This is a genomic window from Streptomyces sp. NPDC052040, from assembly GCF_044548405.1.
In the GTDB taxonomy this organism is placed as follows: Bacteria; Actinomycetota; Actinomycetes; order Streptomycetales; family Streptomycetaceae; genus Streptomyces.
The window spans coordinates 107485-127350 of record NZ_JBIUBV010000015.1; the positions used below are offsets into that span (position 1 = coordinate 107485).

The window sequence follows — 19866 nt, forward strand, 5'->3', positions numbered from 1 at the left end:
GAAAGATGTTCGAGGCGAGGCAGACCATGGACGCTCCGACCACCACATCGGCCGACAACGGCACGTCCGGTGGCAGCGGCGGAGGCGGCTGGTTCACGCCCCGCAAGCAGCCCCAGACGCCCCCGAGCGGTGAGCAGGAGACACCCGAGGGCAGCCGCCTGGCGGCGATGCGTCCTGTCGGTCGGCAGACGGCGGAGGACACCGGCGAGCGGTCACGAATACCCCGCACCGCCCCCGAGACGGCTCCGCCGCCGCGCTCCCTCACCGAGCCCGAACCGTCCCATGAGACGGCCGCCCCGGCAGCCCACCCGAACCAGCCGGTGCCGGGCCCCTCCCAGGACGCCACCCCCGCTTCCGACCCTTCAGAGAGCGCGGACTCCGACGCCCCGCGGACCGAGGTCTCCGCCGCTCCCGAGGTCTCCCGGGCCGAGGCTCCCACCGCCTCCGGCCGCCCGCGGTCCGCCGAGCCGGAGTTCGCAGGCTGGACGCGGTCCGCCGAGCCCGAGGTTGTCGGCTGGTCGCGAGCCGCCGAGCCCGAGGTCCCCGGCTGGTCTCCACCCGCAGTCCCCGGCGCCCCCGGCCTCCGGTGGACCACCGACCCCCTCGGCACAACCCCCCGGACCGGTCCCACCGACCCCACGGAGTCCTCCTCCGCCCTCCCGCCGGAGATACCGGTCGACGCCCTGGCCGCCGAACCGGCTCCCGCGGAACCGGGCACCGACGGCCTGGGCGAGCCGGGAGCCGCCGTTGGAACACCGGACCCCGAGCCCCAACCGTCCCCCGACGCCGTGCTGGTCCGGCGCACCATGGCCGAGGTCGGACCCGTGGCCGACAAGGTCACCTCGTACTTCTACGCACTGCTCTTCGTCCGTCACCCCGATCTGCGGTCGCTCTTCCCCGCCGCGATGGACACCCAGCGGGACCGGCTGCTCAAGGCGCTGCTGACCGCCGCGGAGCACATCGACAACACCGAGGTCCTGGTCGCCTATCTCCAGAACCTCGGCCGCGGACACCGCAAGTACGGCACCCGGGCCGAGCACTACCCGGCCGTCGGGGAGTGCCTCATCGGAGCGCTGAGCAAGTACGCCGCCGCGATCTGGGACGACGAGACCGAGGCCGCGTGGGTGCGGACGTACACCACGATCTCCCAGGTGATGATCGACGCGGCGGCCGCGGACGAGTTGCGTGCCCCGGCCTGGTGGTACGCGGAGGTCGTCTCGCACGACCTGCGGACGCCGGACGTCGCGGTGATCACCGTCCGGCCCGACCAGCCGTACCCGTTCCTGGCGGGCCAGTACACCAGCCTGGAGACGCCCTGGTGGCCGCGGGTGTGGCGCCACTACTCCTTCGCCTCGGCACCGCGGTCCGACGGACTGCTCACCTTCCATGTGAAGGCCGTCCCGGCGGGCTGGGTCTCCAACGCGCTGGTCCACCGGGCCCGCCTCGGCGACATCATCCGGCTCGGCCCGCCCACCGGCACCATGACCGTCGACCACACCACGGACAGCGGACTGCTCTGCCTCGGCGGCGGCACCGGCATCGCGCCCATCAAGGCCCTGGTCGAGGATGTCGCGGAACACGGTGAGCGGCGCCGGGTCGAGGTCTTCTACGGCGCCCGCACCGGCCACGATCTGTACGACATCGACACCATGCTGCGGTTGCAGCAGAGCCACCCCTGGCTTGCGGTCCGACCGGTCGTCGACGAGCAGGCGCACGCCCAGCTGCCGGACGTCATACGCGACTACGGCCCGTGGAACGAGTACGACGCCTATCTCTCGGGTCCGCCCGGCATGATCCGCAGCGGTGTGGACGCGCTCCGGCACATCGGTGTCCCCTCGGAACGGATTCGCCATGATGCGGTGGAGGAACTGGCGCTCGCTGGTGCGCAGGATCTCTAGGGTTGCGTCCCCGAACGCCGTGTCCTCGGTATCAGCCCAGGTCGGGGGCGTGCATCGCGCGTACGCCCTCGATGTTGCCGTCCAGATAGTGCCGTAGCGACAGCGGTACGAGATGGACCGACGCGATACCCACGCGGGTGAAGGGCACCCGTACGATCTCGTACTCGCCGCTGGGCTCCTCGACCTCGGGACCGTGCCGTAGACGCTCGTCCATGGACTCGAGACGACAGACGAAGAAGTGCTGGACCTTCACACCGGTCGATCCGCCGTTCTCACCGATGTGCTCGACCGTGTCCACAAAGCAGGGCACCACGTCGACGATCTTGGCCCCGAGTTCCTCGTGCACCTCACGGTGGAGCGCGTCGACCACCGTCGTGTCCGTGGGCTCCACCCCGCCGCCCGGGGTGACCCAGTAGGGGTCGACTCCGGGCTTGGTCCGCTTGATCAGGATCAGGTCGTCACCATCGAGCAGGATGGCGCGGGCAGTGCGCTTGACCACGGGGCGAACGGTCATGGGTGAAATGTGGCCCCGCATGTTCCACGTGAAACATCCCCCACCCCACATGGCGCCGAACCCGATGTGAACAAGGGGTGGACCGGTGCGGATTCCTGCCCGGCGCTCAGCCCCAGGAGGCCGCCGTCCGCAGCAGCCACTCATGGGCACGGGCGATCGGGGGCATGGCCAGCGTCCCCGTGCGGACCGCCAGGAAATAGGTCCGCAGCGGAGGCACCGCCGGTTCGTACAGGGCGATGATCTCGCCCCGCTCCAGCGCGGAGGCACAGAGATAGCGCGGCAGCACGGCGAGCCCGGCTCCGGTGGCCGCACAGGCGAGCACCGCCCGCAGATCGGGGACGATCACCGCGCCGGGGGAAGTCGGCCGTGAGTCGAAGACGGAGGCCCAGTAGCGGGTGACAAAGGGCAGCGACTCATGGACCTCGACCACCGGAAGGTTCTCCAGCAGCCGCGCGTCCCGGTGATGGCCCCCCGAGGAGCCGATACGGGAGACCCAGCGGGGGGCCGCGACCAGGATGTGCTCCTCGTCGCAGAGCGGGGTCGCGGTGAGCAGGGCCCCGCGCGGGCGTGTCGTGGTGATGGCCAGGTCGTGGTGCCCGGCGGCAAGCCCTTCCAGGGTCTCCTCGGCGTTCCCGAAGGAGGCGCGGAGGGCGGGTCCCTGGCCGTCCGACCCGGTCAGCTCGGCCAGTGCGGGAAGGGCCCGCTCGGCGGTGAACTCCGGCGGCCCCGCCAGATGGAGCGTGCGCAGCGACGACCGCTCGTCGAGCCCGGCCTCGGCGATCTCGACCAAGGCGTCGAGATGCGGGGCGGCCTTGTGCGCGAGTTCGTCGCCGATGGACGTGGGGGTCACGCCACGGGCCTGGCGCAGAAAGAGGGGGCGGCCCAGCTGTCGTTCGAGGGTGCGTATCTGGGAGGTGACCGCGGGCTGCGAGAGGCCGAGCAGTGCCGCGGCGCGGGTGAAGGAACCGGCCCGGTGCACCGTCACAAAGGTGCGCAGCAGGGCCAGATCCATGGTGCTCCCTCCCGTCCCCGCACCTCGCCGTCGCGCGTTCCGGCACCGCGCGATGCTGCCCCACTATAAATATGTCGATAGGCCTCTGTCGCTACCGTGATTGGACACTGACACAGAGTCAACTAGCCTTGTTGGCGCGGTTCTCCGCGCAGGGAACCGGGACGGTCCGAGCCACGAGGGGGGAGGTTCGGACCGTCCGTTCTGCGTAGCGGGGTCCGCCGGGAACCGTAGGGGTCCTGGACGGGCCCGCGGCCCGGCCGCGCGCCGTGGAACGGGCGACCCGGTCACTCCGCCGATGTGTCGAGCGCGCCCAGCAGGTCGGCCACCAGGTCCTCGGGATCCTCGGCGCCCACCGAGAGGCGGATGAAGCCCTCCGGGACCGCGTCGCCGCCCCAGCGGCCGCGTCGTTCGGCCGTGGACCGCACCCCTCCGAAACTGGTCGCGTCGTCGACGAGACGAAGGGCGTCCAGGAAGCGGTCGGCCCGGGCCCGGCTGGGCAGGGTGAAGGACACCACACACCCGAAGCGCCGCATCTGCCGCGCCGCGATCCGGTGCGAGGGATCGTCGGACAGGCCCGGATACCGCAGCCCCGACACCTCGGGGCGGCCGCGCAGCGCCTCCGCCACGGCCAGCGCGGTGGCCGACTGCCGGTCCGCGCGCAGACGCAGGGTGGCCAGTGAGCGATGGGCGAGCCAGGCCTCCATGGGCCCCGGGATCGCACCGACGATCTTGCGCCAGCGCCGTACGGCGGCCATCGCCCCGGCGTTGGCGGAGGCCACATAGCCGAGCAGGAGGTCGCCGTGCCCGGTGAGCATCTTGGTGCCGCTGGCCACGGAGAAATCCGCGCCCAGCTCCAGGGGCCGCTGGCCGAGCGGTGTCGCCAGGGTGTTGTCGACGGCCACCAGAGTTCCCCGGGCGTGTGCCGCTGCCACCAGGCGCCGTATGTCGCAGACGTCCAGCCCCGGGTTCGACGGGGTCTCGATCCACAGCAGCCGTGCCCCCTCCAGCACATCGAGCTGGGCGTCGTCACCGGTCGGCGCGGTGCGCACCTCGATGCCGAACGCGGTCAGCTGCTCGGCCACCAGCGGAAGCACCTGATAGCCGTCACTGGGCAGGACCACGCTGTCGCCGGCGCGGAGCTGGGAGAAGAGCACCGCCGAGATCGCGGCCATGCCCGAGGCGAAGGCCAGCGTCTCGACGCCCTCCTCACCCGGTGCCTCCAACTCGCCGAGGGCGCGCTCCAGATGCGTCCAGGTGGGATTCTCGTCCCGCCCGTAGGTGTAGGGGCCGGTCGGCTCACCGGGCAGATGGAAATGGGCGGCGAACACCGGACCGGGCAGGGTCGGTTCGTGTCTCACCGGCTCGGGCAGCCCGGCCCGGACCGCCCGGGTGCCGTCGCCGTATGCCGGACCGGTGGTCTCCCCTGTGGTCATACCGCCCATCCCTCCAGCTGCTCGCGTACCGCGGCGAGCAGGCCGGGGCTCGCCGCCTCCATCATCTCAAGACAGGCCTCGAAACCCTCCGTGCCCCCGTAGTACGGGTCGGGCACATCGAGGTCGTCGCCGACGGCCGGGTCGTACGAGCGCAGAAGCCTGACCTTGGCGGCGTCCTCGGGGCCGGGGGCGAGGCGGCGGAGCGCCTTCTGATGGCCGGAGTCCAGGGCGATCACCAGATCGAGCCGGGAGAACCAGGAAGCCTGGAACTGGCGGGCGGTGTGCTCGCCGTCATAGCCGTTCTCCTCCAGTACGGCGACGGTGCGCGGATCCGCCCCGTCCCCCTCGTGCCAGCCGCCCGTGCCGGCGCTGTCGACCTCGACCAGGCCGTCGAGACCGGCTTCCGCCAGCCGGGCACGGAAGACGGACTCCGCCATCGGGGAGCGGCAGATATTGCCGGTGCAGACGAAGCAGATGCGATAGGTCATACGGTCACTCAGTCCTCGTCGTCGGGCAGTATCAGATGCAGCGCCCAGGAGACGATCGAGATGATCAGGCCGCCCAGGACGGCGGTCCAGAAGCCCTCGACATGGAAACTCAGGTCCAGTTTGCCCGCCACCCACGAGGTGAGCAGCAGCATCAGCGCGTTGACGACCAGGGTTATCAGGCCGAGCGTCAGGATGAAAAGGGGAAAGGTCAGTATCTTCACGACCGGCTTGACCAGGAAGTTCACCAGTCCGAAGATCAATGCGACCACGATCAGCGTGCCGATCTTCCGGCCCGTTCCCGAGCCGGTCAGGGTGATCTTGTCGAGAACCCAGACGGCGACGGCCAGGGCCCCCGCGTTGGCAAGCGTCTTGACTACGAAATTCTTCATGTGTCTGATCGTGGCAGATGTGACCGGGGACAAGTGGCGAGCAAGGACGGGCAGGAGCGATGAAGGCTTTCCGGCTGGACGAACTGGAGGCGGAGCGCGCCGCCCATGACGGCGCCTACCTCCAGTTCCTGCGGGAGCGGAACATGTCCGTCGGCCTGTACGCGCTCGACGCCGGGGACCTCGACCCGCAGAAGCCGCACCGGCAGGACGAGGTGTACTTCGTCGTCAGCGGCCGCGCCTCGATCACCGTGGGCCTGGAGACCACCCAGGTCGCACGCGGAAGCGTCGTCTATGTGCCCGCCGGGGTCGTCCACAAGTTCCATCACATCACCGAGGATCTGCGGGTGCTGGTGGTGTTCTCTCCGCCGGAGAGCTGAGCTCCGTCTCGGGGTTCTCTCAGGGGACGATCAGGGGAGGACAAGGGGCGCGAGACCCGCGTTCCGCCGCTGGGCGGCCCTAGCATCGAGTCAGGAAGAAAGACCCGGGTGCCAAGCTCCGCACAAGAACGCGGGGCGACGGGCGGACAGACAAGGACAGGGCGATGCGGGAGATCTTCACGGGGTTGCCGTGGTGGGTGAAGTGGATCGCGGTGCCGGTCATCGCCCTGGTCGTCTTCGGCAGCGTGATAGCGACCGTCGTGGGGTTCGTCGTCATGCTGCTGTTCAAGGTGCTGCTCTTCGTCGCCCTGGTCGGCGGACTGATCTACGTCGTACGGAAGTTCATGTCGAGTTCGTCGTCGCACGGCGACTGGTGAACCTCCCGGGGAGCACCCGGACCGAGGGCGCTCCGGGGAACGGCACAGGGATCTGCCGGCGGCCGTCACCGGGCCGCCGGTAACAGGAATCCGGGGTTCCCTCGGGCGGGGGAAGTTTTGCCCGGGACGCCGTCGAGGGCCGGTGGACGGCCGTTAAAGTCCGGAGCCCGGCGCGCGGCAGGCCCCGCGCGCGGTGCATCCCCTCCCGTGTTCTCGCACGGGAGGCCACCTCGTGCTCCGGGAGTTTCCTTTGGCCACGGTTGGCACCGCACCCGCATACTCGGCTGCCCCGCCCGCACAGCGGCGCACCTCGCCCGCGGAAGCGGACCTCTCGCCCGCACCGGCGCAGTCCACCACCCTGATCGGATCGGTGCAGCGGGCGATGCGGCTGCTGGAGGCCGTCGCCGAGCACGAGTACGGCGCTCCCGCCAAGCAGTTGGCCCGCGAGGTCGGTCTGGCGCTGCCCACCGCCTACCACCTGCTGCGCACCCTGACCCACGAGGGCTATCTGCGGCGGGAGAAGGGCCTGTTCTTCCTCGGGGAGGCCGTCGAGCGGCTGAGCGGCAGCGCGACCCAGCAGAAACGTCGCAGCATGATGAATGACGCCCTCGCACAATGGCGTGATTCGATCGGTGCACCTGTCTACTGCGCGGTCTATCGCGAGGGTGAGATCGAGGTCGTCGGAGTTGCCGACCGTCCGGACATCCCGGCGGTCGGGGCATGGGCCGACTTCCGGGAGACCGCGCATGCGCACGCGCTCGGCCAGAGCCTGCTGGCACAGCTCGACGAGGAGGCCCGCAAGGACCATCTCGACCGCTATCCGGTGCGGCCCCTCACCCCGTACACGGTGCGTGACAACCGCAGCCTGCTGAGCCGTCTGGGGCAGCTGGGGCGGAGGGAACCGGCCATCGAGCGGCAGGAGTACGCGCTCGGTACGGCCTGTGCCGCGGTCCCCCTCGCCGTCGGTCCGACGGCGGTGGCCGTGGCCATCTCCCTGCCGTCCTGCCAGTCCGACCGGCTGCTGTCGGCAGCCCGTCAGCTCCAGGCGGAGGTCGACCGGCTGCCCGGGACGCTCGGCCTCTCTATCAGCATCTGAAAACTCACTCCTTGTGATCTGCTGTGCACTTTCAGCAAACTTCCAGCAGGTGTCAGGGGTCCATTCCTGGCCAGTCGACGGCTACTGACGGGGTAGACGATGCGCGAGTCGGTGCAGGCAGAGGTCATGATGAGCTTTCTCGTGTCCGAGGAGCTCTCATTCCGCATTCCGGTGGAGCTGTGTTACGAGACCTGTGATCCGTATGCGGTGCGTTTGACCTTCCACCTGCCCGGGGACGCCCCGGTGACCTGGGCGTTCGGGCGTGAGCTGCTGGTGGACGGAGTGGGCCGGCCGTGCGGCGACGGCGATGTGCACATCGCCCCCGCGGAGTCGGACGCCTTCGGTGAGGTGCTGATCCGGCTCCAAGTGGGCCCCGACCGGGCCCTGTTCCGCTCCGGAGCGGTGCCTCTGGTGGCGTTTCTCGACCGTACCGACAAGCTGGTCCCGATCGGGCAGGAGGGTTCTCTCGCCGACTTCGACGCGCATCTGGACGAGGCGCTGGACCGGATCCTGGCGGAGGAGCAGAGCGCGGGGTGAGGCGCCATGCGGCGCTGTAACGGTTCCTCAGGCCGGTACGGCGTCCCGGGGCGGTGCGGGTGCGCCGGGGTGCCGTAACGCTTCTGCGGGGGTGTTTCCCGGCCGTGCAGGCCCCGGGGCGGTCAGCGCTTGCGGCGGCGGCCCCGTCCGCCGCGGGACGGGGCCGCCTCGCCCGTCCCCGGGCGGTCGGCCGAGACGACGGCGGCGGCCAGCAGCGTGGTCACCGGCACCGAGGCGACCAGCCCGATGGAGCCGATCAGTGTGCGCACGATCTCCTCGGCGACCAGCTCGCTGCCCGCGACCGAGGCCACACTGCTCTGCGCGATCGAGAAGAGCAGCAGCAGCGGCAGAGCCGCACCCGCGTACGCCAGGACCAGTGTGTTCACCACCGAGGCGATGTGGTCGCGGCCGATGCGGATGCCCGCGCGGTACAGGCCGCGCCAGCCCATCGACGGGTTGGCCTCGTGCAGCTCCCAGACCGCGGAGGTCTGGGTGACGGTCACATCGTCCAGGACACCGAGCGACCCGATGATGACTCCGGCCAGCAGCAGACCGCTCATGTCGATATGCGGGTACAGGCCGTGGATCAGGCCGGTGTTGTCGTCCGTGTTGCCCGTCAGGGCGGCCCAGCCGATGAACTCCGAGCCCAGAAGACCGATCAGCGACAGGGAGATGAGCGTGCCGAGTACGGCCACGGAGGTGCGGGCCGAGAGCCCATGGCACATATAGAGGGCGATCAGCATGATGGCGCTGGCCCCCACCACGGCCACCAGCAGCGGATTCTCGCCCTGGAGGATCGCGGGCAGGATGAAGAGGCTGAGCAGCAGAAAGCTCACCGCCAGGGCGATGAGCGCCATCACGCCGCGCATCCGGCCCACGACCACCACGGCCACCGCGAAGAGTCCGGCGAGCAGGGCCATGGGGAACGTGCGGTTCACATCGGTCACCGAGTACTGAAGGTCCCGGGGCGCGGAGGGCTCGTACGCGGCCACGACCTTCTCGCCCTGGTGCAACTGCCGGGACTGGTCAGGCTGGACGATCTCGGTGAACGTACGTCCCTTGTCCTTGCCGGTGTCCACCCGGACCGTCGCCTTCTTGCAGGTGCCGGTCCGCCCCGCCGGGGGCGATGTGCTGCCCGAGGGGGAGGTGTCACCCGCCGAGGTCCCGCCGGAGGCGTTCACGGACGCGCAGTCCACCGCCACCACCCTGGTGACCGTGGCCTGCTGGGTCTGCCGGTCGAAGCCGACCCCTGACCGTTTGTGCGAGGGGACACCGCCGGGCCACAGCACCGCCAGCCCGACCAGCACCGCCGCGGTGAACGGGATGAGGATCGCGGCGATGACGCGGCGCAGATGCCGGGACACGGGGGCCGCGGGGCCATGGCTGTGGGAGTGGCTGTGTCCACCCCCGGACCCGGGGCCATGCCCGTCTCCGGGACCGGGTCGGTCGCCCGGGCCGTGGCGGTGCGGGGGCTTGGACGGCGGGTGCGCGGGGGGATGCTGCGTCGGGGGCACCGCCCGATCATCGCAAGAACCCGGGAGGCCCACTGTGCAGCTTGCCCAATGAGACGCTAGCGTGAAGGGACCTTTGCACACGCGGGAGCTCGGAGCACCGGGCTGAGAGGGCGCTGACCTCCGCAGGCGCGATGTTTCACGTGGAACATCAGCCGACGGACACGGCTGCGTCGACCGCTGAACCTGTTACCGGGTAATGCCGGCGTAGGGAGTAGGTCTCATGACCAACAAGGACGCACGCACGCCTGTCTCCGTTCAGGGTGAAGAGCCCCAGGAGGCCGGGAAGTCCATCGGCTGGCACAAGGCGTACGTCGCGGGCTCGCGCCCCGATCTGCGGGTGCCGGTCCGTCAGGTGCATCTCACCAACGGGCAGTCGGTCACCCTGTACGACACCTCCGGCCCGTACACCGATCCGGCCGTCGGGACCGACGTCCGCAGGGGCCTCGCACCGCTGCGGGAGAACTGGATCATCGCCCGCGGCGACACCGAGGAGTACGCGGGCCGTCCCGTCCGTCCCGAGGACGACGGGATCAAGCACACCTCGCCGCGGGGCGGACTGCGCAACCTGGACGCGGTGTTCCCGGGACGCCCGCGCCAGCCGCGCCGCGGCCGGGACGCCACCGCGGTGACGCAGCTCGCGTATGCGCGCCGCGGGGAGATCACACCGGAGATGGAGTTCGTGGCCCTCCGGGAAAATGTCTCGCCCGAGGTCGTCCGCAAGGAGATCGCGGCGGGCCGTGCGGTGCTCCCGGCCAACGTGAACCACCCGGAGATCGAGCCGATGATCATCGGCAAGCGGTTCCTGGTGAAGGTCAATGCCAATATCGGCAACTCCGCGGTGACCTCCTCCATCGAGGAGGAGGTCGAGAAGATGACCTGGGCGACGCGCTGGGGCGCCGACACGGTCATGGATCTGTCCACCGGCCGCAATATCCACACCACCCGTGAATGGGTGCTGCGCAACTCCCCCGTGCCGATCGGCACGGTGCCGCTCTACCAGGCGCTCGAGAAGGTCGACGGCAAGGCGGAGGAGCTGACCTGGGAGATCTACAAGGACACGGTCATCGAACAGGCCGAGCAGGGTGTGGACTACATGACGGTCCATGCGGGGGTGCGTCTGGCGTATGTCCCGCTGACGGCGAACCGCAAGACCGGCATCGTGTCGCGCGGCGGCTCGATCATGGCGGCCTGGTGCCTCGCCCACCACAAGGAGTCGTTCCTCTACGAGAACTTCGAGGAACTCTGCGAGATCCTCGCGGCGTACGACGTCACCTACTCGCTGGGCGACGGGCTGCGGCCCGGTTCGATCGCGGACGCCAATGACGCGGCACAGTTCGCGGAACTGCGCACCCTCGGCGAACTCGGCCGGACCGCAAAGCGGTTCGACGTCCAGACGATGATCGAGGGCCCGGGACATGTCCCGATGCACAAGATCAAGGAGAACATCGACCTCCAGCAGGAGATCTGCGACGAGGCCCCGTTCTATACGCTCGGCCCGCTGACCACGGATGTCGCTCCGGGGTACGACCACATCACCTCGGGCATCGGCGCTGCCATGATCGCCTGGTGGGGTACGGCCATGCTCTGCTACGTCACGCCCAAGGAGCATCTGGGGCTGCCCAACCGGGACGACGTCAAGACCGGCGTCATCACCTACAAGATCGCCGCCCATGCGGCCGATCTCGCCAAGGGGCACCCGGGTGCGCAGGAGTGGGACGACGCGCTGTCCGACGCGCGCTTCGAGTTCCGCTGGGAGGACCAGTTCAACCTGGCTCTCGATCCGGACACCGCCCGCGAATTCCACGACGAGACCCTCCCCGCCGAGCCCGCCAAGACGGCTCACTTCTGCTCGATGTGCGGTCCGAAGTTCTGCTCCATGAAGATCAGCCAGAGCATCACGGAGCGGTTCGGCGGTGCGATGGCGGAGGGTGCCACGGCGGAGGAGGTCGCCGAGGGGATGCTCCAGAAGTCGAAGGAGTTCGCGGAGAGCGGGAACCGGGTCTATCTGCCGATCGCGGACTGACCGTCCCGTCCCGGCCGTGCCCGGGGCTCGTCAGGCCATGGGCCGGGCGGCTCCAGGACCGCGCGGCACCGGCCCGCACCCTCTGGCGAGGGGCGGGCCGGACGTCCGTGCGGGCAGCGATCGGGGCGGCCCCGGGGCAGCAGGCGTCGGCCTGGGGCACCGGGGGACCGGGCCCCTCACTCCGGCCGGTGTTCCGGTCCCCCGAAGTCCGGACTGCTGAAGTCCGGGCTGCTGAACCGCGGCCTCGAGCTCCCCGCCGAGTTGCTGTCCGGGCCGCTGAAGCCCGGGCGGTCGTAGCCGAGGTGCGGGATGCGGCTGGGCGTCGGTTCCGGTGTCCGGTGGCTCAGCGCGGCCGTGCCCGGGTCGGCGAGGGCCTCGCGGAGGAACGGCAGGATGCCGCGCTCCAGCAGCGCCTCGTGCCAGGCCGCGCGGGCCCGGGCCACCTCCATGGCCAACTCGCCCCGGGCACCGGCGTCACGGGCCGAGGAACTGTTGCGCAGGGCCGTCAGCAGCAGGCCGGTCGCGGCGACCAGGATCGCCACCGCGGTCACCGCGCCGAAGACCCACCCGGTGGTCAGCAGGGTCCGGGCGAAGGCCTGGTCGGGGTTGACCGCCTTGAGGACGTAGCCCACGAGCAGGAAGATCACGGCGGCGGCCCCGGCGAGAAACGGGGCGAGAACGGCGACGACGGCGGCCGCACCGGCGCTCGCCGTCGCCTCCCCCACCACGGTGGCGAGCCCATGCCCCGTAGCCTCCGTGTCCGGCTCCGCGGAGTCGTCCCCGCCGGTCTCGACGGTGTTCTGCTGGACGGGTGGGCCGGACGGTGCGGGCCGGCGCAGATCCTCCCGGACCGTCACATAGTGCTGGTATTCGGCGGCCGCCGCCGCGGTGATGAGGGCGGTGGCGCTCAGTGCCATGGTGCGCAGCTGCTCGGAGTTGAGCCGCTGTCCGACAGCGGCCAGATCCGGGTGGTGTGGTGCGGAGCGCAGCGCCTCACCGAGGATCCGCTCGAAGTCCGGGCGGTCCTCGCTCAGCAGGTGCTGCGGAACGCTGTTCATGTGCATCCCCCGATGCTCCGTAGGGCTTGTGGCTCGGCATGCTGACGAGCCGTCGGGCAGAAACGGAGGGGAGCCTGCTACGGATAAGCCGATGGTAGAGCGGCAACGGGCCGCGGTGACAGGGGCTTTACGGAAATTGCCCTACGGCCGGGTACTCCCCGGAAGGGCCTCCGCCGGGGAACTGCCCGTCCTTCGAACCCTCAGATCTCCAGCGGGAGCTGCTGGACCAGCAGCTTTCCGGCCATGGTCACTCCGCCGTCCATCGCGATCGCCAGCCCGTCGGCGTAGACATGGGGGCCCTCGACGACCGGGGGCGCGGGATCCTCGCCATCCTCCGAGCCCACTTCGCCGAGCAGATAGGGGATGGGGCTGTGGCCGTGGACGATCCGTGTGCCGCCGTAGGTGTCCAGCAGGGACCGTACGGCGGCGGCGCCGCCCTCGTCCCGGAAGGAGAAGCGCTTGGTGAACTTCCGGAAGAGATCCCACACCTCGTCCGCGTCATTGCGGGTGAGGGCCTCGCGGATGGTGTCGTTGACCGCCTCGATGGAGTCGCCGTAGTCGAGGTAGGCGGTGGTGTCCGAGTGGACCAGAAGATGTCCGTCGACCTCCTCCACCGCGTCCAGACGGGCCATCCACTGGAGGTGGTGGTCCTGAAGGCGGTCCATGTCCGTCTTCTGGCCCCCGTTGAGCAGCCAGGCCGCCTGGAAGGTGGCGGTGCCCGCGCCCGAGTTGACGGGTGTGTCCGCGAACCGCTTGGCGCCCAGCAGCAGCAGCTCGTGATTGCCCATGAGGGCCTTGCAGTAGCCCCCGGCCGCGGCCGCCTCCGCGGACAGCCGCATCACCAGGTCGATCACGCCGATGCCGTCGGGACCGCGGTCGGTGAAGTCGCCGAGGAACCACAGCCGCGCCGTGCCCGCGGACCACTGGGCCTGGTCGTCGATGAGCCCCTTCTCCCGGAGCGCCGCCAGCAGCTCGTCGAGATAGCCGTGGACGTCACCGACCACGAACAGCGGTCCGGGTCCCTCGGCGGGGATCGGGTCGGGGACGGCCGCCGGGTCGACGGCCACCTGGAGGGTGTCCCCGCGGCTGATCACCGGGAGGTCCCGCTCGGTGGGGGTGTACGCGTCGGAGTAGTCCGGGGGGAACGCCTCGGGTGGTGCGGCGGGGCCGGTGGCCTCGCCGGGAGGGGTGCTCTGGGCGTACGGACCGGTCTCGTGCACATACGCGGGCACCCGGAAGTCGCGCAACGTCCCCGTCCGTTCCGCCTCGGGTCCCTGACCGGCCCCCTGAGTCATCGACCCCTCCACCATCGCGCCGCATCTGCACCGCATCGGACTGCCTGGTCGCAGCGGTCCGCGGTGTCGTGGGCCCATCATAGGAATGCGGATCGCGCCGTGTGATGACCCAGGGGTGGTGAATCGGGGAAGGACCCCGCGCCACCGCGGCTTTCGCCCTATATGGGCGGGGCTTTCCCCGGCCGCGACCAGGGAGGTCACCCGCCGGGGTGATCTGCGTTTCACTCGCCCGAGGGCACCCCGGTGTCACCGTCGGATCACCGACGGCTCATGCCTCCTCGGGCGAACGGGGCGGACTGACCGTGGTGCGGGGCGGCCGCCGCTGGGACGAGGTGCGCACGATCAGCTCGGTCGGTATCACCTGCTCGACCGGCTGGTCCGACTCGATGCCCTCGATGGCGTCGATGAGGAGCTGGACCACGGCGGTGCCGATCCGGCGGGGCTTCAGGGAGAGCGTGGTGACGGGCGGCTCGGTGTTCGCGTACACGGCGGATTCGCTGCAGCAGACGAGCAGCAGGTCCTCGGGGACGCGCAGCCCGTAGCGGCGGGCGGCGGCGAGCAGATCGGTGCCGTTCGGGTCGAAGAGTCCGTAGACGGCGTCGGGGCGGTCGGGGCGGGCCAGCAGCCGGTCGGCGGCGACGGCGCCCGCGCACGGGTCGTGGGCGGGATAGGCCTCGTAGACCGGGGTCTGCCCGACGCGTTCGCACCAGTTCAGATAGGCGGTCGTGGACAGATGGGTGTAGGTGTCCGTCGTGGTGCCGGTCAGCAGGCCGATGCGACGGGCACCGGCGGCGGCCAGATGGTCGAGGATGCCCAGGACCGCGGCCTCGTGGTCGTTGTCCACCCAGGCGGTGACCGGGAGGGTGCCGGCGGGCCGGCCGTCGGAGACCACGGGTAAGCCCTGCCGGACCAGCTCGCTGACCACCGGGTCCTGGTCGGACGGGTCGATGACGACCGTGCCGTCCAGGGCGACGTTGGACCACACGTCGTGGCGCGAGGTGGCGGGCAGGATGACCAGGGCGTAGCCCCGGGCGAGTGCCGCGGAGGTGGCGGCCCGGGCCATTTCCGCGAAGTACGCGAACTCGGTGAAGGTGAAAGGTTCATCCCCGTACGTGGTCACGGTCAGGCCGATGAGGCCCGACTTGCCCGTGCGGAGGGTGCGGGCCGCGGCCGAGGGGCGGTAGCCCAGCCGGTCGGCGACCTCGCGGACATGGCGTCGGGTGGCGTCCGGCAGTCGGCCCTTGCCGTTGAGGGCATCGGAGACGGTCGTGATGGACACTCCCGCGGCAGCGGCCACATCTCTGATGCCCGCCCGGCCGGGCCGACTGCCTCGGCGGGAGGTTTCCGCCCGGCTCACCTGGTGCTTCCCTGCTGCTGTCATGGCGAGCCGATAGTAGGGCTCAGGCGGTGGGGTAGTGCGGACGCATATGCACGCGTTGACAGGCACGTTTCTGCATGGTGAGAAGGAGGGAAATGCCTTGGAATGTAAGGGGCTTGAACGATCCAAGGGCAGTACGTGACGTGTGGGCGCGCATGAGCCTGCCAAGGTCGCCATATTTCGAAGAGGTCTCAACTCACCTTCACGGGGGATGCGCGCCAGGGCGTGAGCCACCGGCGCATACGACAAATGGTGATGCGCCCCCCGATCTGGACGCCATCCTGTGGTGATGCGCCCGGGTTCGTCCGGGGTTGCGGCCTGGCGCACCGGGCGGCGGGCCCGTGCCCACCGGTTTGTCCACAGCCCATTCGCAGCGGCGCCGAATCCTCATAAGGTGAGAAGCATTGGAAGCCGGTGGCGGTCATAGGACCGGTACGTGCGCGAGGAGGACTGCGGTGAGCGAGACAAGCCCGAGGCTGCGTGCCGAGCTGGAGGGTATCCCCACCTACCGGCCCGGCAAGCCCGCCGCGTCCGGCGGCCCGGCGGCCTACAAGCTCTCCTCCAACGAGAATCCCTATCCGCCGCTGCCGAGTGTGATGCAGAGCGTGATCGAGGCGGCCGGCTCCTTCAACCGCTACCCCGACATGGCGTGCGCGGGCCTGCTGGCGGAGCTGTCGGAACGCTTCGGCGTGCCGCAGTCCCACCTCGCGACCGGCACGGGCTCGGTGGGCGTCGCCCAGCAGCTGCTCCAGGCGACCTGCGGCCCGGGCGACGAGGTGATCTACGCCTGGCGGTCCTTCGAGGCGTATCCGATCATCACGCAGATCAGTGGTGCGACCTCGGTGCAGGTGCCGCTGACCGGAGGCGAGGTGCACGACCTCGACGCGATGGCGGACGCGATCACGGACCGGACCCGCCTGATTTTCGTCTGCAACCCCAACAACCCGACCGGCACGGTGGTGCGCCGTGCCGAGTTGGAGCGCTTCCTCGACCGGGTGCCGGGCGATGTGCTGGTGGTGCTGGACGAGGCCTATCGGGAGTTCATCCGCGACCCCCAGGTCCCGGACGGGGTGGAGCTGTACCGCGAGCGGCCGAACGTGTGTGTGCTCCGCACCTTCTCCAAGGCCTACGGCCTCGCCGGGCTCCGGGTCGGTTTCGCGATCGCCCATGAGCCGGTGGCGGCGGCGCTGCGCAAGACGGCGGTGCCCTTCGGGGTGAGCCAGCTGGCCCAGACCGCGGCGATCGCCTCGCTGCGCGCGGAGGACGAGTTGCTGGGCAGGGTCGGCTCGCTGGTGTGCGAGCGCACACGTGTGGTCGAGGCGCTGGGTGCCCAGGGCTGGACGGTGCCCGAGACCCAGGCGAACTTCGTGTGGCTGCGGCTGGGGGAGCGCACGATGGACTTCGCGGCCGCGTGCGAGGGGGCCGGTGTGGTCGTCCGCCCGTTCGCGGGCGAAGGGGTGCGGATCACGATAGGCGAGTCGGAGGCCAACGACATTCTGCTGAAGGTGGCCGAGAGCTTCCGCAGGGATCTCTAGTCCCCGGGGCGATCACCGGCCCCAGAGGTGATCTTTGGCCCCATGACATGAACCGAACGAAGAGGCGGCTCCGCTACGGGGCCGCCTCTTCGGCATCTTCGCATGTCATGCATATGACAGTCATCGTCATTTGACCAGGTCAGGGGCCATGGCGGCCTTTGGCTGGATTGTGCCACCAGCCGTCGGACACGGTGCGGGCCCCCCACCCCTCCTGCATCGAACTCATATGCGCCATAATTGCTTGTGAATGTGAACGCGTTCACAAACCCCTTCGTTGGGTGCGCCAAACGGGGGCTATGTGCCGCTTGTGACCACGGCGACGTAAGGAGAGACGACGTGGACCTGGCTTTGGCGCCGGAGACTCTGGCGCGATGGCAGTTCGGCATCACCACCGTCTACCACTTTCTGTTCGTCCCGCTGACGATCTCGCTGGCCGCGCTGACGGCCGGACTGGAGACCGCCTGGGTGCGGACGGAGAAGGAGAAGTACCTCCGGGCGACGAAGTTCTGGGGCAAGCTCTTCCTGATCAACATCGCGATGGGCGTGGTCACGGGCATCGTCCAGGAGTTCCAGTTCGGCATGAACTGGTCCGACTACTCGCGCTTCGTCGGTGACATCTTCGGGGCGCCCCTCGCCTTCGAGGCCCTCATCGCCTTCTTCTTCGAGTCGACCTTCATCGGGCTGTGGATCTTCGGCTGGGACAAGCTGCCGAAGAGGCTTCACCTCGCCTGCATCTGGATGGTCTCCATAGGCACGATCCTGTCGGCGTACTTCATCCTCGCGGCCAACTCCTGGATGCAGCACCCCGTCGGCTACCGGATCAACAAGGCCAGGGGCCGCGCCGAGCTGACCGACTTCTGGCACGTCCTGACCCAGAACACCGCGCTCGCCCAGGCCTTCCACACGCTGACCGCGTCCTTCCTCACCGGTGGCGCCTTCATGGTCGGTATCGCCGCCTACCATCTGGCCCGTAGGAAGCACATCCCGGTGATGAAGACCTCGCTGCGGCTGGGCCTGATCACCGTGGTCATCGCCGGACTGCTCACCTCGGTCAGCGGCGACGTGCTGGGCAAGGTCATGTTCAAGCAGCAGCCGATGAAGATGGCCGCCGCCGAGGCGCTCTGGGACGGTCAGAACTCCGCCCCGTTCTCGATCTTCGCCTACGGCGATGTGAGCAAGGGCCACAACTCCGTCGAACTGTCCGTCCCCGGAGTGCTCTCCTTCCTCGCCAACGACGACTTCACGTCGTACGTCCCCGGTATCAACGACACCAACAAGGCGGAGCAGCAGAAGTACGGCCCCGGCGACTACCGCCCCATCATTCCCGTCACCTTCTGGGGCTTCCGCTGGATGATCGGCTTCGGCATGGCGTCCTTCGCCCTCGGCGCGGCCGGGCTCTGGCTCACCCGCAAGAAGTTCATGCTGCCCGCGCAGCTACGGGTCGGTGATGACGAGGTGCCGCATCTGGTCCTCTTCTCCAAGCCCCTCAGCCCGGCGCTGACCACCTGGTACTGGCGGATCGCCGTGTGGACCCTGGCATTCCCCCTGATCGCCAACTCCTGGGGCTGGATCTTCACCGAGATGGGCCGCCAGCCCTGGGTCGTCTACGGCGTACTGCGCACCCGTGACGCGGTCTCCCCCGGCGTCTCCCAGGGCGAGATCATCACCTCGATGACCGTCTTCTCCCTGCTCTACGCGATCCTCGCGGTCATCGAGGTGAAGCTCCTCGCGAAGTACGTCAAGGCCGGACCTCCGGAGCTGACCGAGTCCGATCTCAACCCGCCCACCAGGATCGGCGGCGACTCCCAGGACGCCGACAAGCCGATGGCCTTCTCGTACTAGGCCGAGGGAGCGCTCACATCATGCAACTTCACGACGTCTGGTTCGTCCTCATAGCGGTCCTGTGGATCGGCTACTTCTTTCTGGAGGGCTTCGACTTCGGGGTCGGCATCCTCACCCGGCTGCTGGCCCGCAACCGGCCCGAGCGGCGGGTGCTGATCAACACGATCGGCCCGGTCTGGGACGGCAACGAGGTGTGGCTGCTCAGCGCGGGCGGTGCGACCTTTGCCGCCTTCCCCGACTGGTACGCGACCCTGTTCTCCGGGTTCTATCTGCCGCTGCTGGTCATCCTGGTCTGTCTGATCGTGCGCGGTGTCGCCTTCGAGTACCGGGCGAAGCGGCCCGAGGAGAACTGGCAGCGCAACTGGGAGATCGCGATCTTCTGGACTTCGCTGCTCCCCGCCTTCCTGTGGGGCGTGGCCTTCGGCAACATCGTCCGGGGCGTGAAGATCGACCAGCACATGGAGTACGTCGGCGGCTTCTGGGATCTGCTCAACCCCTTCGCCCTTCTCGGCGGACTGGTGACCCTGTCCCTGTTCACCTTCCATGGAGCGGTGTTCACGGCGCTCAAGACGGTGGGGGACATCCGCCGACGGGCCCGGAAGCTGGCTCAGGGAGTCGGCCTGGCGGCCGCGGTGCTGGCGCTGGCCTTCCTCGGCTGGACGCAGCTCGACCAGGGCGACGGCACGAGTCTGGTCGCCCTGGGGGTGGCGGTCGCCACTCTGGTCGCGGCACTGGTGACCAACCGGATCGGGCGGGAGGGCTGGGCCTTCGCGCTGTCCGGTCTCACCATCGTGGCGGCCGTCGCCATGCTCTTCCTGACGCTCTTTCCGAACGTCATGCCCTCCACGCTCAACCCCGACTGGAGCCTGACGGTGACCAACGCATCGTCGAGCCCCTACACCCTCAGGATCATGACCTGGTGTGCAGGTGTCGCGATGCCGATCGTGCTGCTCTACCAGGGCTGGACCTACTGGGTGTTCCGCAAGCGCATCGGAACGCAGCACATCGCCGGCGAGGCGGCTGCCGGAGCTGTGCACTGAGTCCGTCGGGTGGGGTGTTTCACGTGGAACACCCCACCCGGACCGAAGGGCGTGTTTCAC

General features: G+C 69.5%; 18 protein-coding genes and 1 riboswitch. Of the genes, 9 read left to right on the forward strand and 9 right to left on the reverse strand.

What is annotated here, in order from left to right:
* The first annotated feature begins 725 nt into the window (after positions 1-725).
* Positions 726-1898, forward strand: coding sequence for a globin domain-containing protein (locus ACIHAA_RS25530; RefSeq protein ID WP_399821103.1), 1173 nt, complete (start codon positions 726-728; stop codon positions 1896-1898).
* Between the two features lie 31 nt (positions 1899-1929).
* On the opposite strand, the gene ACIHAA_RS25535 is transcribed toward ACIHAA_RS25530, so the two are convergent.
* From ACIHAA_RS25535 to ACIHAA_RS25555, 5 genes are all read right to left on the reverse strand, one after another.
* On the reverse strand, positions 1930-2412 hold the full coding sequence (locus ACIHAA_RS25535; protein WP_399820996.1) for an NUDIX domain-containing protein: 483 nt from the start codon (positions 2410-2412) through the stop codon (positions 1930-1932).
* 106 nt (positions 2413-2518) lie between these two features.
* Positions 2519-3424, reverse strand: coding sequence for a LysR family transcriptional regulator (locus ACIHAA_RS25540; RefSeq protein WP_399820998.1), 906 nt, complete (start codon positions 3422-3424; stop codon positions 2519-2521).
* A gap of 284 nt (positions 3425-3708) precedes the next feature.
* Complete coding sequence (locus tag ACIHAA_RS25545; protein ID WP_399821000.1) at positions 3709-4866, reverse strand: cystathionine gamma-lyase; 1158 nt, start codon at positions 4864-4866, stop codon at positions 3709-3711.
* The gene (locus ACIHAA_RS25550) at positions 4854-5345 is read right to left on the reverse strand and encodes a low molecular weight protein-tyrosine-phosphatase (RefSeq protein ID WP_399821002.1); all 492 of its coding nucleotides are present in this window, start codon (positions 5343-5345) and stop codon (positions 4854-4856) included. Before ACIHAA_RS25550 ends, ACIHAA_RS25545 begins: the two co-directional genes overlap by 13 nt.
* Positions 5346-5353: 8 nt before the next feature.
* Complete coding sequence (locus tag ACIHAA_RS25555; RefSeq protein ID WP_399821004.1) at positions 5354-5734, reverse strand: phage holin family protein; 381 nt, start codon at positions 5732-5734, stop codon at positions 5354-5356.
* Between the two features lie 59 nt (positions 5735-5793).
* Between ACIHAA_RS25555 and ACIHAA_RS25560 the strand changes: the two genes are divergently transcribed.
* From ACIHAA_RS25560 to ACIHAA_RS25575, 4 genes are all read left to right on the forward strand, one after another.
* Complete coding sequence (locus ACIHAA_RS25560) at positions 5794-6111, forward strand: cupin domain-containing protein (protein ID WP_399821005.1); 318 nt, start codon at positions 5794-5796, stop codon at positions 6109-6111.
* Positions 6112-6275: 164 nt separating this feature from the next.
* On the forward strand, positions 6276-6488 hold the full coding sequence (locus ACIHAA_RS25565) for a DUF5326 family protein (protein WP_399821007.1): 213 nt from the start codon (positions 6276-6278) through the stop codon (positions 6486-6488).
* Between the two features lie 250 nt (positions 6489-6738).
* Entirely contained in the window at positions 6739-7584 is an 846-nt protein-coding gene (locus ACIHAA_RS25570; RefSeq protein ID WP_399821008.1) for an IclR family transcriptional regulator, read from the forward strand.
* A 99-nt stretch (positions 7585-7683) separates the two neighbouring features.
* On the forward strand, positions 7684-8121 hold the full coding sequence (locus ACIHAA_RS25575; protein WP_399821011.1) for an SsgA family sporulation/cell division regulator: 438 nt from the start codon (positions 7684-7686) through the stop codon (positions 8119-8121).
* Positions 8122-8243: 122 nt separating this feature from the next.
* Here the strand turns inward: ACIHAA_RS25575 and ACIHAA_RS25580 are convergent, their stop codons facing one another.
* Positions 8244-9635 (reverse strand): YibE/F family protein, encoded by a 1392-nt coding sequence (locus ACIHAA_RS25580; protein WP_399821013.1) that lies wholly within the window; start codon positions 9633-9635, stop codon positions 8244-8246.
* A gap of 71 nt (positions 9636-9706) precedes the next feature.
* Positions 9707-9863: riboswitch (TPP riboswitch) on the forward strand.
* On the opposite strand from ACIHAA_RS25580, the gene thiC reads away from it, so the two are divergent.
* Positions 9856-11658 carry a phosphomethylpyrimidine synthase ThiC gene (gene thiC / locus ACIHAA_RS25585; protein ID WP_399821015.1) on the forward strand — a complete coding sequence of 601 codons (1803 nt, stop codon included), beginning with the start codon at positions 9856-9858 and terminating at the stop codon, positions 11656-11658. (Overlaps the previous riboswitch by 8 nt.)
* A gap of 176 nt (positions 11659-11834) precedes the next feature.
* On the opposite strand, the gene ACIHAA_RS25590 is transcribed toward thiC, so the two are convergent.
* The 3 genes from ACIHAA_RS25590 to ACIHAA_RS25600 form a co-directional block, all read right to left on the reverse strand.
* Positions 11835-12722 (reverse strand): hypothetical protein, encoded by an 888-nt coding sequence (locus ACIHAA_RS25590; RefSeq protein WP_399821017.1) that lies wholly within the window; start codon positions 12720-12722, stop codon positions 11835-11837.
* A gap of 194 nt (positions 12723-12916) precedes the next feature.
* The gene (locus tag ACIHAA_RS25595) at positions 12917-14026 is read right to left on the reverse strand and encodes a metallophosphoesterase (RefSeq protein WP_399821018.1); all 1110 of its coding nucleotides are present in this window, start codon (positions 14024-14026) and stop codon (positions 12917-12919) included.
* A gap of 253 nt (positions 14027-14279) precedes the next feature.
* Positions 14280-15392, reverse strand: coding sequence for a LacI family DNA-binding transcriptional regulator (locus ACIHAA_RS25600; RefSeq protein WP_399821021.1), 1113 nt, complete (start codon positions 15390-15392; stop codon positions 14280-14282).
* A 452-nt stretch (positions 15393-15844) separates the two neighbouring features.
* Here ACIHAA_RS25600 and hisC point away from each other — a divergent pair, with 452 nt between their 5' ends.
* The 3 genes from hisC to cydB all read left to right on the forward strand — a co-directional run bounded on the left by hisC (position 15845) and on the right by cydB (position 19806).
* Positions 15845-16924, forward strand: a complete 1080-nt coding sequence (gene hisC, locus ACIHAA_RS25605) for a histidinol-phosphate transaminase (RefSeq protein WP_399821022.1) — start codon at positions 15845-15847, stop codon at positions 16922-16924.
* Positions 16925-17260: 336 nt separating this feature from the next.
* Positions 17261-18766, forward strand: coding sequence for a cytochrome ubiquinol oxidase subunit I (locus tag ACIHAA_RS25610; protein ID WP_399821024.1), 1506 nt, complete (start codon positions 17261-17263; stop codon positions 18764-18766).
* Positions 18767-18786: 20 nt separating this feature from the next.
* On the forward strand, positions 18787-19806 hold the full coding sequence (cydB, locus tag ACIHAA_RS25615) for a cytochrome d ubiquinol oxidase subunit II (protein ID WP_399821025.1): 1020 nt from the start codon (positions 18787-18789) through the stop codon (positions 19804-19806).
* Positions 19807-19866 lie beyond the last annotated feature (60 nt).